This is a genomic window from Ferrovibrio sp. (assembly GCF_035304305.1).
Classification (GTDB): domain Bacteria; phylum Pseudomonadota; class Alphaproteobacteria; order Ferrovibrionales; family Ferrovibrionaceae; genus Ferrovibrio.
This window is the reverse complement of the sequence record NZ_DATGQG010000060.1, coordinates 1-14,472: the sequence shown is the minus strand read 5'-3', so window position 1 is coordinate 14,472 and position 14,472 is coordinate 1. Positions and strand designations below refer to the sequence as shown.

Below are 14,472 nucleotides of genomic sequence, written 5' to 3'. Positions count from 1 at the left end.
CCGCCGGTGACGCGCTCGACGATCGGCGCCACCGTCTCAGCCATGGTGTTCACCGTATTGGCGCCCATGGCATCGCGCACATCGACCAGCAGATGCATGACCAGCATGGCGCCGCGCGGCGTCTGCGGGAAAACATGCACCTCGATGTCGCGGCAGCCGCCGCCGAGGCCCACCAGCACCTTGTCCCTGGCGTTGGCGGCGGCAATGATTTCCTCGCGGGCGGCGAGCAGCTTCATCTTGGCGCCATGGGGATCCGTGGTGCCGATCACCTGCACCTGCGCCCGCATGATCGGCAGGGTGCTGGAGGTCTCGAACCCGCCGCAGTCGCGTGCGATGCGCGCCATGTAGGATGCGGCCGCCACGACGGAGGGCTCCTCCACGGCCATGGGAATCAGGTAGTCGCGGCCGTTGATGCGGAAATTCGTGGCGATGCCGAGCGGCAGTTCGAAGGTGCCGACGACGTTCTCGATCATGCCGTTGGCGCGATCGACCGGCAGGGCGCCGGGTTTCGCCAGCAGGGCCTGGTCCGCCTCTCTCAGGCCAGCAGCCCTGGCCAGGGCCGCCAGCCGCTCGGCCGGCGACAGGTTGCGGTAATTCTCCAGTCGCGAATTGATGGCAACGCCACTCCGTCCGGCCGCACCGGCCGGATTCACACCACTCATCGGGTCTCCTCCTCGCCTGCAACGGCAGGCGTTTTTCTGTCCCCGATACGCTCGGCGAAGCGATGCTGCTGAACAAGGTACAGTTGCCTTCATTGTGCAACTCACTGTACCATTCCAAATACTGGTACAGTTCGAGGAGCCGGAATGCGGCAGTCACGCTCGGAGCAGATTGCGCACAACATCGCTAGGCAGGTGGACGCGGGCCATCTCAAGCCCGGAGCCCGCATTGCTTCCGTCCGCAGCGCCGCCGCCGAGTTCGGCGTTTCCAAGAACACCATGGTCGAGGCCTATGACCGGCTGGTCTCGCTCGGCTATCTCGAATCCAAGCCGGGTTCCGGTTTCTTCATCTGCCGGCCGCGCCCCAAGCCGGCTTCGGCCCGGCCGGTGCACGTCAGCGAGGCGATCGATCTCGTCACCCTGCTGCGCGAGCAGCTCAACCAGCATCACGCGGTGCGCGTCGGCGACGGCCGTCCGCCGGCCGCCTGGATGGAAGGCTCGGAACTCGGCCGGCACCTGCGCGCGAGCCAGCGCGGCGCGAGCCGCATCGAGCACGGCTACGGCGCGCCGCAGGGTTACGAACCGCTGCGTTCGCTGATCGCCGGCCGCCTCATCGAGCGCTCGATCCATGTCACGGCGGACCAGATCCTGCTCACCTTTGGCGCCAATCACGCGCTCGATCTCATCGTGCGGCATTATGTCGAGCCGGGCGACACCGTCTTCGTCGACAGTCCCGGCTATTACCCGCTGTTCGGCAAACTGCGTCTGGCGCGCGCCAATGTCATCGGCGTCCGGCGCACCAGCGAAGGTCCCGACCTGGAGGATCTCGAAGCCAAGGCGGCCCGGCACCGGCCCCGGCTGTTCTTCACCCAGACGCTGGCGCATAACCCGACCGGCACGTCGATGGCGCCTGCCGCCCTGCACCGCCTGCTGCAGCAGGCGGACAAGCACGGCATGATCCTGGTGGAAGACGATCCGTTCGCCGATCTGCTGCCGCCGATCACGCCGCGGCTTGCGACGCTCGACCAGCTCGAGCGGGTGATCTATGTTGGCACCTTCTCCAAGACGCTCTCCGCCAGCCTGCGCACCGGCTACATTGCCGGCAATGCCAACCTGATCCGTTCGCTGACCGACGTGAAGATGCTGACCGTCGTCAACAGCTCGGGCTATGTGGAGCGGCTGATTCACGACCTGATGGCCGAGGGCCATTACCGCCATCACCTGAACCGGCTGCGCGAGCGGGTCAACCGCGCGACCCGGGAGGCGATGGTCAATCTGGAGCGGATCGGACTGTCCGGTTTTGCCAGGCCGGATGGCGGCTATTATCTCTGGTGCCCACTGCGCGCGGATATCGATGACGTCGAACTGGCGCGTCAGGCTTTCGACAGCGGCATCTTCCTGGCACCCGGATCGGTCTTCTGCCTCGAGCGTGAGAAACAGGCGCCGGCGCTACGCATCAACGTCGCCTATGCCGACAATACCCGCTTCCTCGATTTCATGGCCGCGCATTGCGCACCGGCCTGACACCCGGCGGGATGCGCTGCCCCGCCGAAGTCACCGGGGCCGCGCCAGACGCAAAGTAGACTTTCCCCGCCACGACGGCGTCTTCGCGGGGAAATCCACCCGATGTTTCCATTCCTGCTCCTGTTCGGCCTCTTCGCCCTCACGGCGGCGGCACCGCAATCCGGCACCCCGGTGCCCGAGGTGGTCGCGAGCGCGACCGCCGACGAGTCCGGACGGCTGACCGTCACCGGTCCACTCGACGAGCCGGAACCGCGGCAAGCGGTCCCGACCAATCATGCCCGCGGGACCGGCGTGATCGTCATGCCGATGACGCCGCCCGACGCGCAGGGCCGCAGCCGCCTGCTGGAACCGCTGCCTGCCCATGCAATCATCGGCAAGGGGGCAGGACTGATCCTGGAGCGGGCACCGCCGCGACGGCCATAATCATCATCCCCACGCCTTGCAGGGGCGCCCTGCTTTCGCTTGTCCGCCCTCTTCCGGCTGTTATGCTGAAACCTGATCCTGGACACATGGAGGATCCCATGCCCCGCTTCGGTGTTAGCGTCGCATTCGCTGCGGTGCTTGCCATCGCCCTGCCAGTATCCGCCCAGCCGCAATTGCCGGGCGCACCCGACCGGTCACGCGTCGTTGCCGGGCAATACCAGGTCGACCCCGAGCACACCCAGGTCGTCTGGACGGTCAATCACATGGGTATCACACCGCTCACCGGGGCGATCGCCGCCGGCGGCGGCACGCTGGATCTCGATCCCGCGAAGCCGGAAGCCGCGAAGGTCAATGTCACCTTCAACATCGCGGACATGACCACCACCGCACCGGCCTTCACCAAACATCTGCTTGGTGCCGACTTCTTCGAGGCGGACAAGCATCCGAGCGCGTCCTTCACCTCCACCGCGGTCGAGGCGAGCGGGAACAAGGCGAAGATCACCGGCAACCTGACGATCAAGGGCGTCACCCGCCCCGTCACGCTGGATGCCGAATTCTTCGGTGCCGGCACGAACCCGATGAGCAAGAAGCTGGAAGCGGGCTTCACCGCGACGGCGCAGATCAAGCGCAGCGAGTTCGGCCTCGGCTACGGCGTTCCGATCGTCTCCGACCTGGTCGACCTCAGGATCGCCGCTGCATTCCGCAAGGCCAATTGACCTCACATGCCGCTGGCGAGGAAACCGCCGTCAACGGGGATGGTGGCGCCGGTGACGTATGAGGCGGCAGGCGAAGCCAAATAGACCGCCGCCCCGCCCAGTTCCGAGGTTTCGCCGAAACGGCCCATCGGCGTGCGGCCAAGCGCGCGGCCCTTGCGCTCCTCGGTCATGACGTCGCGGTTCAGATCCGTCAGGAAGAAACCGGGGGCGATGGCGTTGACGCGCACGCCGCGCGGCGCCCATTCCGCTGCCAGGGTCTCGGTCAGTGCCAGCACGCCATGTTTGCTGATGCAGTAGATGGCGTTGCGCGGGAAGCCACGGAAGGAGGCCAGCGAGGCGACGTTGATGATGCTGCCGCGGCCGCGCTGCAGCATCATCCGGCCAAATTCCAGCGAGGCGAAATACACGCTCTTCACATTGGTATTCATGATGCGGTCGTAATCCTCGGGCGTGAACTCGTCCGCGGCCTTCAGCGTCATGATGCCCTGGGCATTGACCAGAATATCGACCGGTGCGGTCTTCTCGGCGCGATCCGCCAGAGCCCTGAGCTGGGCGAGATCGGTCGCATCCACCGGATCGACATGGGCCAGGATGTTGCGGCCGGCAAAGGATCTGGCGGCGGCATCCAGTACCTCGCGGCGGCGGCCGGCCAAGGTCAGCTGCGCGCCGGCCTGCCCCAGACTTTCGGCAATGGCCTTGCCGATGCCGCTGCCACCGCCGATCACCACGGCATGACAGCCCTTCAGATCGAACGACATCGGCTGCGGCGCGGCAATTTTCGAGCTGGCGGTCACGAGACTTTCTCCTGTTGCTGGAATTCCGGTTTTCCGAGTACGTCGAGATAGGACTGCTTGGTCTGCTGGATATGGGCGCGCATCAGCGCCTGCAAGGCCGACACCTCGCGCGCCTTCACCAGACGCAGCATCTCGCGGTGGTCTGCGATCGAAAGCCTGTTGAGCTGCGCCTCGTGCGACAGCCGCGAGCGCAGGGCCTGGATGCAGAAACCGATCTGGCTGTAGGCGCTGCGGATATAGGGATTGCCGCAAAGCTCGATGATGGCCTCGTGATACTCGCCATCCAGCTTGCGGTAGCCGACCGGATCGTCGGCTTCATAGGCCTGCTCCATGGCGCCGTAGAGCTCCGCCATGCGTTCGGTAAGCGCCCCGGCGTTTCGGCGGATCGCCATCTCCACCGCGGCGACTTCGAGAATCTCGCGCAGTTCGCTGATCATCACGACCTGCTCGGCTGCCATGCGGAAGACATAGGTGCCGCGCTGCGGCTGCACCTCCACCAGTCCCTCCTGCTTGAGCTGCAGGAGAGCCTCGCGCACGGGCGTCTTGGAAATGCCCAGTTCGGCCGCCAGGCCGTTTTCGGACAGGCCGGCGCCGAGCTGCAGCCGCCCGTCGATGATGCGCATGCGCAATTCGTCCGCCACCATTTCCTTGAGCGACTTCGGCCGTATCAGCTTCATGCCCCGCTGCCTTTCGCTGGCGCCGGCGCCGGAAGGCGGGGCGCAATGGAAACCAGCTTGCACCTGGTGTTCTGTATCTGATATACCAGTTGAACTGGCACAGGACAAGAATGCCGGAGAGAGGAATGCTCGATCGGGCGTGGCTGCGCCGGTTTCGGCCCTGCCGCATCTCCGGTCCGGATTTCGCGCGTACAGCTTGGCCTGACGTCTGAACAACATCCGGGAGGAACAGTCGATGAAAACCCTCACCAGCGGACTTCTCTGCGCGGTACTCGGCCTCGCCCTGCTGGGCAGCGCCGATGCGAAAGCGCAACCGAAGACCTATTCCCTGCGCTTCAACCACGTGCTGGGACCGAAGGAGCCTTTCCATGAAGGCTTCCTGAAATGGGCCAAGGCAGTGGAAGCCCGCACCAATGGCGGTCTCAAGATCGACATCTTCCACTCCTCCCAGCTTGGCAAGGAAGAGGACATCATCGAACAGATCCGCCAGGGTGCGAATCTGGGTCAGAACACGGATTCCGCGCGCATGGGCAATTACGTTCCCGGCATCGCGGTGATGAACGGCCCCTATTTCGTCGAGACGCTGGAAGAGGTCGCCAAGCTGCGCAAGGCGCCGACCGTGATCAAATGGCAGGAGGAACTCGCCAGCAAACACGGGCTGAAGGTCGTCAGCTTCAACTGGGTGCAGGGCTACCGCCATTTCTTCACCAACAAGCCGGTGAAGACCCCCGACGATCTGAAGGGGCTGCGCATCCGCACGCCTCCCGCGCCGATCTGGCAGGAATCGATCCGGGCGTTGGGCGCGACGCCCGTCGCAATGGCCTTCGGCGACATGTATCCCGGCCTGCAGCAGCGGGCGATCGACGGCGTCGAGCTGGTTTACAACAACATTCCCGGCGGACGCTTCTACGAGGTCCTGAAATTCGCCAACGAGACGAAGCACATCATGCTGATCAACTTCGAGGTGGTCAGCGCGAAGTGGTTCGACAGCCTGCCGAAGGAATACCAGGTAGCTCTGGTGGAAGAGGCCGACAGGGCCGGCGAAGCCACCTCGAAGGAGATCTTCCGGCTTGAGGGCGAAGTCGAGCAGCAGCTGAAGGGCCGCGGTATGACCATCGTCGAGGATGTCGATCTCGCGGCCTTCCGCAAGGCCGGCGAGAAGGCGTACGAGGCGTTGAACATCCTCGATGCCAAAAAGGCCGTGCACAAGGAGATCGGCAAGTAACGACCGCAGGACCAGGGCCACGGCTGCGAACAGATGGCCTGATCAGCAGGGAACACTCGCATGAAGGCATTCTACAGAAACCTCTGCCGCGTCGAGGCGATCGTCGCAGCCGTGTTCCTGGTCCTGATGGTAATCCTGATCTTCCTCGGCGGCGTGGCACGCATGGCGGGCCATCCGCTGAACTGGACTACCGATTTCGCCACCTGCCTGTTTGCCTGGGCCTGCTTCCTCTGCGCGGACATTGCCTGGCGCAACAACGGCCTGATGTCCATCGAACTGCTGACCGACCGCCTGCCGCCGCGCTGGCAGCGTTTCTGCAGCTACTGCAATTACCTGATCATCGCCGGTTTCCTGGTCTATGTCGTGATCGCCGGCATCTGGCTGTCCTGGATCAGCCGCGCCCGCAGCTTCCAGGGCATCCCGGAGATCAGCTATTCCTGGGTCACCATGAGCCTGCCCGTCGGCGGCCTGCTGCTGCTGATCACGACAATCCTGAAATGGCGGGCCGAACTGCATGGGGGCCACGCTGCAGCCCCTGAGCATATCCCTGCCGACGCATAAGCCGCATGCTTCTCGTCACCTGCGCTTTTGTCGTCTTCCTGCTGATGGGAATGCCGGTGGCTTTCGCCATAGGCATCTCCGGCGCACTGTTCTTCCTGCAGCATCCCGAACTGCCCTCCACCATTCCGATCCAGCTGACCATCACGCAGACGCAGAACTTCGCGCTGCTGGCCGTGCCGCTGTTCATCATGGCCGGCAATTTCATGAACAAGTCCGGGATCACCGAACAGCTGCTGAACCTCGCCTCGGTGCTGACCGGGCGCATGCGCGGCGGTCTGGCGCAGGTTTCCATCGCCATGGCGGGCCTGATGGGCGGTGTCTCCGGTTCGTGCATCGCCGATGCTGCCATGCAGACGCGCATGCTGGGCGAAGAGATGCTCAGGCGCGGATTCTCCAGGGGTTACGCCGCGGGGGTGCTGTCCTTCGGGTCGCTGCTGACACCGATCATCCCGCCGGGCATCGGCTTCATCCTCTACGGCACGGTCGGACAGGTTTCCATCGGCCGCCTCTTCGCAGCCGGCTTCATCCCTGCCCTGATGCTCTGGGTCGCGCTCGCCTTCACGATCTGGATCACTGCCCGGCGCCGCGGCTACCGCGCCGAGCGTGAAACCCGTCTGTCGGGCGCCGAGATCGGACGGGCGGTGACCGGCGGCATCTGGGCCATCCTGTTTCCGGTTTTCCTGCTGCTCGGCCTGCGCATGGGCATATTCACGCCGTCGGAAATCGGCGCCTTCGCCGTCGTCTATGCCGTTCTGATCGGCCTGCTCGCCTATCGCCGCCTGCACGCCGCCTCCTCCACCGAGGCGCTGGAAGGCAGCCTGATGGATGTCGGGGCAGTGATGTTCCTCATCGCGCTGTCTGGCATCTTCGGCTACGGCATCGTGCTGGAACGGATCCCCGAACTGATCTCAGATGCCATTCTCGGTTTCACCGACAATTCCCATGGCGTGCTGGCCGTGATCGTCCTGTTCATCGTCTTCGCCGGCTGTTTCATCGACGGCACGGTGCTGATCATCATGCTGACGCCGATCTTCCTGCCGCTGGTCCGCGAGCTCGAGGTCGATCCGGTCCATTTCGGCCTGATCTTCGTCATCGCAGCAACGATCGGCAATTTCACGCCGCCGGTCGGCTCGGCCATGTATGCGGTCTGCTCGATCCTGCGCTGCCCGATCGGCAGCTATACGCGGGAATCCCTGCCCTTCCTCATCGCCGTCACGCTCGTGACAGTCGTGCTGATCCTGCTGCCCGAGATCGTTCTGCTCGTACCCAACCTCATCTTCGGGAAATACTGATAACGATAAGCTGACAAACTTGTGAACGGCCTGCCGGCGCCTCCGCCCCATAATCCGGGTCTGAACATCATCCGGCAAACGGTGTTCAGACAGCAGGACCCGGACTGGAGCAGCGAATGGCTGTCAACGCCTATATCAACCGCATCGGCAAGGCGGTTCCCCCTCATGATGTCCACCGCAAATTCCTCGATTACGCGCCGCGGATGCTGGGCGATCCGCGAGCCCGCCGGCTGTTCCGGCGTATGGCCGACCGCGCGCAGATCGCGCAGCGCTACTCCGTCATGGCGCCGAGCCCGAATACCGACCAGCTGGATGCCGAAGGCCTGTTCCAGCCGGCGGATTTTCCCGGCACCAAAGTAAGGATGGGCCTTTACGAGCGCCACGCACCTCAGCTTGCCATGCAGGCCATCGCGGCCCTCCAGCTCGCCGAGCACGAGAAACCGACCCATATCATTGTGACGACCTGCACTGGGCTGCATGCACCCGGCATCGATCTGGCGATCCTCGACCGGCTAGGCCTCGACAGGTCGGTAGAGCGCACCGTGGTCGGCTTCATGGGCTGCTATGCCGCAATCAACGGACTCAAGCTCGCCCGCCACATCGTCCGTTCCGCCCCCGAAGCCATCGTTCTCATGGTCAATGTCGAGCTCTGCACGCTGCATCTGCAATGGACCGACGATCTTGAATCCCTGCTTTCATTCATGATCTTCGCCGATGGCTGCGCCGCCAGCCTGGTGACAGCGAATGCCACGGGTCTGGAGATCATCGGCTTCGATGCCTCGATCATTCCCGACAGCGGGGATCAGATCACCTGGCGCGTCGGCGATCAGGGATTCGACATGCGACTGGCCGGCACCGTGCCCGCGGCGATCGGACGCGCGCTGCCGGGCATTGTGGACGACCTGCAGAACCGCTTCCGCGTCAACGACCTGTCGCTCTGGGCGGTGCATCCCGGCGGACGCACCATCCTGGATGCCGTTGAAACCTCGCTGCGTCTGCCGCCGGACAGGCTGTCGGCCTCACGCGAGGTGCTGCGGCGCTATGGCAATATGTCGTCGCCCTCCATCATGTTCGTGCTGCAGTCGCTGATGCAGGAAGCGGCGCCGGGCGAAGCCGGCGCGGCGCTGGCCTTCGGCCCCGGGCTCACCGCCGAGACGATGATGTTCCGGACGGCGGGGCATGCCTGATGGCCGATCTGTCCCGCCGCAGCTTCGCACCCGAGCTGATGGATACGGAGACGGTCGGCTTCGAGGAGTTCCACGAGTGCCTGCGGCATCTGGAAGTCGTCAATCGCTGGACCTTCGCCTATCGCCCGACACTGCGCTGGCTTGACCGGCTGATCGGACGCCGCGGCCGGCCGCAATACCCGCTGTCTATTCTCGATGTCGGCTTCGGCCATGGTGACATGCTGCGCCGCATTGCGCTCTGGGCCGAGCGGCACGGCATCACGGTCCAGCTGCGCGGTATTGATCTCAGCCCCTGGTCGGCCCGGGCCGCCGCAGCCGCAACGCCGGCGCATATGCCAATTCATTACGAGACCGGCGACATCTTCGATGAGGCCAACGAGCAGCCGCCGGTGGACATCGTGGTGAGTTCGCTGTTCACCCATCATCTCGGAGACAATGATCTCGTGCGTTTTCTGCGCTGGATGACGGTCCGGGCCCGGATTGGCTGGTTCATCAACGACCTGCACCGCCATGCCCTGCCCTACCACTTCATCGGATCGGTGCTGCGGCTGATGCCAGTCAACCGCATGGTGCGCCATGATGCGCCGGTTTCGGTCGCCCGGTCCTTCACGCGTGCTGACTGGCTCCGGCTGATCCGGCAGGCCGGATTGCAGCCCGACCAGGTATCTGTCGACTGGTTCTTCCCCTTCCGCTATGGCGTTGGGTTCCCGCGATGAGACACCCGGATGTCGTCGTGATCGGCGGCGGACCGGCCGGCGGCGCGGCGGCGATCCGGCTTGCGCGCGGCGGTGCGCGGGTCATGCTGCTGGAAAAGACACGGGGATCGCATCACAAGGTCTGCGGCGAGTTCGTCAGCGCCGCGGCGCGGCAGCATCTGCACGAATCGGGGATCGCCGGCCGGCTGCTGGACCGACTTCCGATTGAAACTATCCGCGTGTGCCGTGGCACCCGGACGGTGGAAGCGGATCTGCCGTTCAGGGCCTGCAGCCTGTCGCGCATGGAACTCGATGAGGCTCTGCTGCGGATTGCCGCCCGAGAAGGCGTGGATGTCCGTCGCGGCTGCCGGGTGAGGACCGTGACGTCTGCTTCCGGCGTCCAGGTATCACTGGACGACGGCGGCAGCGTCGCCGCCGATGCCGCTTTTCTGGCCACCGGCAAGCATGTTTTGCGCGGCCTGCGACGCGACGAAGGTGTCCAGAACGGACTGGTCGGCCTGAAGATGCATCTGGATCTCACGCCGGATGCTGCACAAACGCTGACCGGCGCAGTCGAGCTTCTGTTCTTCGACGGCGGCTATGCCGGCCTGCAGCTTGTTGCCCCGCATCGGGCCAATCTCTGCCTGCTGATCGGCAAGACGCCTTTTGCGCAAACGGGACGCGGCTGGACCGGCATCATGCAGATGCTGATCCGCGCGTCGCCGCATTGGCGCCGACAGCTGTTGGAGGCGCGCGCGCAGTGGATGCGACCGCTGACCATCGCCAATCTGCCCTACGGTTTTGTCGCTCCAGTGCAGGGTGGCCCGGTTTTCCGTCTCGGCGACCAGCTGGCGGTGGTGCCGTCCTTTGCCGGTGACGGCATGGCCATGGCGCTGTCGTCAGGCAGGCAGGCCGCCGAAAGCTATCTCGCCGCCGGCCCGGATGCCGCCGCCTACCATGCCCGCATGGCAGGCGCGTTCGGCCCGCGCGTCCGCGCCAGTGCCTGGACCTCGCGTCTGCTTGAACGCCCCCTCCTGCAATCAGCCGCCATGGGCCTGGCCGGCCTGGCGCCCGGACTGCTGGGTTGGGCCGCGGATATCACCCGCATCGGCGGGCGGGAAAGCTCTGCCTGCGGATGATCGTAGCGAGCCGATGCAGTTTAGCCTTGCATGGTTATTTTTTATAATTGTAATATTTCATTACAAAAATCATAAACGGAGGAAACCATGCGCAATGCCCTTGCCGCCGGGCTGGCGATCGCCTGTCTCGGCACGTTTTCAGTCGCTGCACCTGCCATCGCCGCCGACAACGCCCCGGTCAAGATCGGCGTGATGAACGACCAGTCCAGCGTCTATGCCGACTTCCAGGGTCCTGGCTCGGTGCTGGCGGCGCAGATGGCCGCCGAGGACTATGCCAGGACCGGCAAGCGCAAGGTCGAGATCATCGCGGCCGATCACCAGAACAAGCCCGATATCGGCTCCAACCTGGCCCGCCAGTGGTTCGACACCGACAATGTCGACGCCATCGTCGACCTGCCGAACTCCGCTGTGGCGATCGCGGTATCGGCCATTGGCACCGACAAGAACAAGGTGGTGATCGGCTCCGGCGCCGGCAGCGTCGTGCTGACCGGCGAACGCTGCTCGCCCAATTTCGTGCACTGGACCTACGACACCTGGTCCTACGGCCATTCGGCCGCGCGGGCAGCCTATGCGCAGGGCGGCAAGAAGTGGTTCTTTATCACCGCCGACTATGCCTTCGGCCATGACCTGGAAAAGCAGGCCGCCGATGAGATCAAGGTGCTGGGCGGCGAGGTGGTCGGCGCCGTGCGCCATCCGATCAACACCAGCGATTTCAGCTCGTTCCTGCTGCAGGCGCAGTCATCGGGTGCCGATGTGGTGGCCTTCGCCAATGCCGGCGGCGATCTGACCAACTCGCTGAAGCAGGCGGCCGAATTCGGCCTCGGCCGCGATGGCAAGCAACGGCTGGTCGGCCTGATTTTCGGCGTCACCAACGTGCCGGCGCTGGGACTGGAGGCGACGGCCGGCCTGCAATCGGTGGTCCCCTTCTACTGGGACCTGAACGAGGGCACACGGGAATGGTCGAAGCGCTTCCAGGCGCGCCATGCCAAGAAGATGATGCCGAATGACATGCATGCCGGCGTCTATGCCAGCATCCTGCACTATCTCAAGGCCGTGGATAAGGTCGGGTCCGCCAAGGATGGCAGGGCCGTGGTCGCGGCGATGAAGGCGATGCCGACCGACGACCCCCTGTTCGGCAAGGGCTCCATCCGCGCCGACGGCCGCAAGCTGCATCCGATGTATCTGCTGGAAGGCAAGAAGCCATCGGAATCGAAGGGCGACTGGGATTTCCTCAAGGTGGTGGCCACCGTGCCGGCCGAGAAGGCCTTTCGCCCGATGAGCGAGGGCAACTGCCCGCTCGTCAAGTAAGCCGGGCTGCTTTCAGGAAGGGCGCTGCCGCCGGCAGCGCCCTTCTTCTTTGGTCAGCGAACAGCATCTCGATACGGGCAGCGCCGATGCTGACCTTCTCGTAATACGCCCTGCATACGCCCCCCTGGGACGTGGCCGTCAGGGGCCAGTATGGTTATTATTTCCTTTATTTTACGTATCCATATGGTAGAAACTCGGCATGGCTGACGTTACCGCAATTCTCCCGCAGCTCCCCGTGCAGCGCGGCCTCTCGGCTGCCGGCAAGCTCAGCGCCGTGCCCCGCCCGCCGATCGAGACGATCGCCCAGGGTACTCCGGCAGGGGTCGAGGTCATGCTGCAGAAGCTTCTGGAGGCCCGCGGCGTCATAGGGGGACCGGACAAGGCGAAGGCGGAACGCGAGGCCCCCGTCCGCGAGTTCCATGGCGCTCCGGTCACGTACGAGGGCTTTTCACCCAGCCGGAGGCCGCCGCCCTCCATCATCTACCTGCTGGCGTGAGAGGGCCAACAAGGCTCACGCCCCTTACAACTGCCAAGCTCCTGCGCAATCGCTACCAGACGGAGCCGGGGTATGGTAATGACGCGCCCTAGTCGTCAGCACGCAGATCGCAGGAAATCACCGGTCATGGGGAAACGAATACTGGTCACGGGAGGCGCTGGCTTCCTGGGCTCACATCTTTGCGAAAAGCTTCTGGCTCGGGGACACGAAGTCATCTGCCTGGATAATTTTTACACCGGCCGGAAAAAGAACATTGTCCACCTGCTGGACAATCCGTATTTCGAACTCATGCGTCACGACGTGACATTTCCGCTCTATGTGGAAGTCGAAGAAATCTACAATCTCGCGTGCCCCGCTTCCCCCATCCACTACCAGTTCGATCCCGTGCAAACCACCAAAACCAGCGTGCATGGTGCGATCAACATGCTGGGACTGGCGAAACGCACCAAGGCGAAGATCTTCCAGGCATCGACATCAGAAGTTTACGGCGATCCAGAAATCCATCCCCAACCCGAGGAGTACCGAGGCGCCGTGAACCCCATTGGTCCGCGAGCCTGCTATGACGAGGGCAAGCGGTGCGCTGAAACACTGTTCTTCGATTACTACCGTCAGCACAAGGTCAATATACGCGTTGCGCGCATCTTCAACACTTTCGGCCCCAGAATGCTGCCGAATGACGGGCGGGTGGTCAGCAACTTCATCGTTCAGGCGCTGACCGGTCAGGACATTACGATTTACGGCGATGGCAAGCAGACCCGCAGCTTCTGCTACGTCGACGATCTGATCGACGGAATCATCGCCCTGATGGACGCCCCCGACACCGTAACGGGCCCCATCAACTTGGGGAATCCAACAGAATTCACCATGCTGGAGCTGGCACAGAAGATCATCGAATTGACGGACACGAAGTCGAAGCTGGTTTTCAGACCGTTGCCTCAAGATGATCCAATGCAACGGCAGCCGGACATCTCGAAGGCAAAAGAAATCCTTCGCTGGCAGCCCACCGTCCAGCTTGAGGAAGGCCTGAAGAAGACCATTGCCTATTTCGACAAGGAACTTTCAAAGGCGACACCCTGAGTTGCGCCTGGAAGCATCTGTCATGCAGACGTCGCCAGAAGTCAGTTTTGTCTTACCCGTTTTCAAGAAGGCAACCGTATTGCCTGATGTGTTGCGGTCTCTGGAGAACCAGATCCTCGACACCCCCCCTGAATACGTATTTGTCGATGACGCTTCCCCGGACGATTCCGTCGGCATCCTTCGGCAGTGGGCCTCACGTGTACCGAACTGCAAGATAATAGAAAATACCAGAAATGCCGGCCCCAGCATTCGACTGAACCAGGGTGCCTCTGTCGCCACAGGACGATACCTCTGCCTTATTGATGCGGATGAGTTGATCGCCCCTAATGTGGTGCAGACAATGTTGACCCTCCTTGCAAAGGAAAGGGCTCAACTCATCCACGGCAAGGTGCAGGACTCACCCCTGCCATCCTCTGCAATCATACCGGAAGACATTCCGACTGAGCCTCTCTATTCCGTCAGCGACTCTCCGCTGGAAACCATACTCCGGAAGCGCGGCTTTGTCCGCATGACGTGGGTTGTCGAAACACATGCCTTCAGAGAGAGCGGCGGATGCGATGAACGCATATTTGTCCAGGACGAATCTATTGCGCTCAGACTGGCATCCGTTGCCGAGCGAATGATCGACCTCAGAGCGGTGATGACCTACGCCCCGGACATGGGATCGCATGTCTCATCGAACGATGCACAGCTGTTGCA

The 14,472-nt window shown here is 63.5% G+C and carries 16 protein-coding genes; 13 read left to right on the top strand and 3 right to left on the bottom strand.

Features of this window, described 5'->3' with window-relative positions; translation table 11 throughout:
- Positions 1-662, bottom strand: a 662-nt coding sequence (locus VKZ87_RS07855) for a hypothetical protein (RefSeq protein ID WP_414655636.1), incomplete at its 3' end; no start/stop codon positions are given.
- Positions 663-806: 144 nt separating this feature from the next.
- On the opposite strand from VKZ87_RS07855, the gene VKZ87_RS07850 reads away from it, so the two are divergent.
- The 3 genes from VKZ87_RS07850 (at position 807) to VKZ87_RS07840 (ending at position 3,322) form a co-directional block, all read left to right on the top strand.
- Positions 807-2,183, top strand: coding sequence for a PLP-dependent aminotransferase family protein (locus VKZ87_RS07850; RefSeq protein WP_324220696.1), 1,377 nt, complete (start codon positions 807-809; stop codon positions 2,181-2,183).
- A gap of 102 nt (positions 2,184-2,285) precedes the next feature.
- Positions 2,286-2,606, top strand: a complete 321-nt coding sequence (locus VKZ87_RS07845; protein ID WP_324220695.1) for a hypothetical protein — start codon at positions 2,286-2,288, stop codon at positions 2,604-2,606.
- Between the two features lie 98 nt (positions 2,607-2,704).
- A complete protein-coding gene (locus VKZ87_RS07840; protein WP_324220694.1) occupies positions 2,705-3,322 on the top strand; it encodes a YceI family protein in 618 nt (205 codons plus the stop codon).
- Between the two features lie 2 nt (positions 3,323-3,324).
- Here VKZ87_RS07840 and VKZ87_RS07835 read toward each other — a convergent pair whose 3' ends face one another.
- Positions 3,325-4,116: an SDR family NAD(P)-dependent oxidoreductase gene (locus tag VKZ87_RS07835; protein ID WP_324220693.1), complete on the bottom strand. Its 792-nt coding sequence runs from the start codon at positions 4,114-4,116 to the stop codon at positions 3,325-3,327.
- Positions 4,113-4,793 (bottom strand): GntR family transcriptional regulator, encoded by a 681-nt coding sequence (locus tag VKZ87_RS07830; RefSeq protein ID WP_324220692.1) that lies wholly within the window; start codon positions 4,791-4,793, stop codon positions 4,113-4,115. Before VKZ87_RS07830 ends, VKZ87_RS07835 begins: the two co-directional genes overlap by 4 nt.
- Positions 4,794-5,028: 235 nt before the next feature.
- Between VKZ87_RS07830 and VKZ87_RS07825 the strand changes: the two genes are divergently transcribed.
- From VKZ87_RS07825 to VKZ87_RS07780, 10 genes are all read left to right on the top strand, one after another.
- The gene (locus VKZ87_RS07825; RefSeq protein ID WP_324220691.1) at positions 5,029-6,018 is read left to right on the top strand and encodes a C4-dicarboxylate TRAP transporter substrate-binding protein; all 990 of its coding nucleotides are present in this window, start codon (positions 5,029-5,031) and stop codon (positions 6,016-6,018) included.
- Positions 6,019-6,078: 60 nt separating this feature from the next.
- Positions 6,079-6,579, top strand: a complete 501-nt coding sequence (locus tag VKZ87_RS07820; protein ID WP_324220690.1) for a TRAP transporter small permease — start codon at positions 6,079-6,081, stop codon at positions 6,577-6,579.
- Between the two features lie 5 nt (positions 6,580-6,584).
- Positions 6,585-7,871, top strand: a complete 1,287-nt coding sequence (locus VKZ87_RS07815) for a TRAP transporter large permease subunit (protein WP_324220689.1) — start codon at positions 6,585-6,587, stop codon at positions 7,869-7,871.
- Between the two features lie 116 nt (positions 7,872-7,987).
- Positions 7,988-9,058, top strand: coding sequence for a type III polyketide synthase (locus VKZ87_RS07810; protein ID WP_324220688.1), 1,071 nt, complete (start codon positions 7,988-7,990; stop codon positions 9,056-9,058).
- On the top strand, positions 9,058-9,774 hold the full coding sequence (locus VKZ87_RS07805) for a methyltransferase domain-containing protein (RefSeq protein ID WP_324220687.1): 717 nt from the start codon (positions 9,058-9,060) through the stop codon (positions 9,772-9,774). The genes VKZ87_RS07810 and VKZ87_RS07805 overlap by 1 nt, the downstream gene beginning before the upstream one ends.
- A complete protein-coding gene (locus tag VKZ87_RS07800) occupies positions 9,771-10,892 on the top strand; it encodes an NAD(P)/FAD-dependent oxidoreductase (protein ID WP_324220686.1) in 1,122 nt (373 codons plus the stop codon). The genes VKZ87_RS07805 and VKZ87_RS07800 overlap by 4 nt, the downstream gene beginning before the upstream one ends.
- An 87-nt stretch (positions 10,893-10,979) precedes the next feature.
- Positions 10,980-12,200: an ABC transporter substrate-binding protein gene (locus VKZ87_RS07795; RefSeq protein WP_324220685.1), complete on the top strand. Its 1,221-nt coding sequence runs from the start codon at positions 10,980-10,982 to the stop codon at positions 12,198-12,200.
- Between the two features lie 199 nt (positions 12,201-12,399).
- Entirely contained in the window at positions 12,400-12,696 is a 297-nt protein-coding gene (locus VKZ87_RS07790; protein ID WP_324220684.1) for a hypothetical protein, read from the top strand.
- Positions 12,697-12,774: 78 nt separating this feature from the next.
- Positions 12,775-13,773, top strand: a complete 999-nt coding sequence (locus VKZ87_RS07785) for a UDP-glucuronic acid decarboxylase family protein (RefSeq protein WP_414655637.1) — start codon at positions 12,775-12,777, stop codon at positions 13,771-13,773.
- A gap of 22 nt (positions 13,774-13,795) precedes the next feature.
- Positions 13,796-14,472 (top strand): glycosyltransferase family 2 protein (locus tag VKZ87_RS07780; protein ID WP_324220683.1); only part of this gene is annotated, 677 nt, incomplete at its 3' end.

Bases quoted from the DNA above. Each gene is read 5' to 3' on its own strand.
- VKZ87_RS07790 (WP_324220684.1), top strand. From the start codon at position 12,400: ATGGCTGACGTTACCGCAATTCTCCCGCAGCTCCCCGTGCAGCGCGGC.
- VKZ87_RS07830 (WP_324220692.1), bottom strand. From the start codon at position 4,793: ATGAAGCTGATACGGCCGAAGTCGCTCAAGGAAATGGTGGCGGACGAA.
- VKZ87_RS07785 (WP_414655637.1), top strand. From the start codon at position 12,775: ATGACGCGCCCTAGTCGTCAGCACGCAGATCGCAGGAAATCACCGGTC.
- VKZ87_RS07805 (WP_324220687.1), top strand. From the start codon at position 9,058: ATGGCCGATCTGTCCCGCCGCAGCTTCGCACCCGAGCTGATGGATACG.
- VKZ87_RS07815 (WP_324220689.1), top strand. From the start codon at position 6,585: ATGCTTCTCGTCACCTGCGCTTTTGTCGTCTTCCTGCTGATGGGAATG.
- VKZ87_RS07825 (WP_324220691.1), top strand. From the start codon at position 5,029: ATGAAAACCCTCACCAGCGGACTTCTCTGCGCGGTACTCGGCCTCGCC.
- VKZ87_RS07820 (WP_324220690.1), top strand. From the start codon at position 6,079: ATGAAGGCATTCTACAGAAACCTCTGCCGCGTCGAGGCGATCGTCGCA.
- VKZ87_RS07840 (WP_324220694.1), top strand. From the start codon at position 2,705: ATGCCCCGCTTCGGTGTTAGCGTCGCATTCGCTGCGGTGCTTGCCATC.
- VKZ87_RS07795 (WP_324220685.1), top strand. From the start codon at position 10,980: ATGCGCAATGCCCTTGCCGCCGGGCTGGCGATCGCCTGTCTCGGCACG.
- VKZ87_RS07850 (WP_324220696.1), top strand. From the start codon at position 807: ATGCGGCAGTCACGCTCGGAGCAGATTGCGCACAACATCGCTAGGCAG.
- VKZ87_RS07845 (WP_324220695.1), top strand. From the start codon at position 2,286: ATGTTTCCATTCCTGCTCCTGTTCGGCCTCTTCGCCCTCACGGCGGCG.
- VKZ87_RS07800 (WP_324220686.1), top strand. From the start codon at position 9,771: ATGAGACACCCGGATGTCGTCGTGATCGGCGGCGGACCGGCCGGCGGC.
- VKZ87_RS07810 (WP_324220688.1), top strand. From the start codon at position 7,988: ATGGCTGTCAACGCCTATATCAACCGCATCGGCAAGGCGGTTCCCCCT.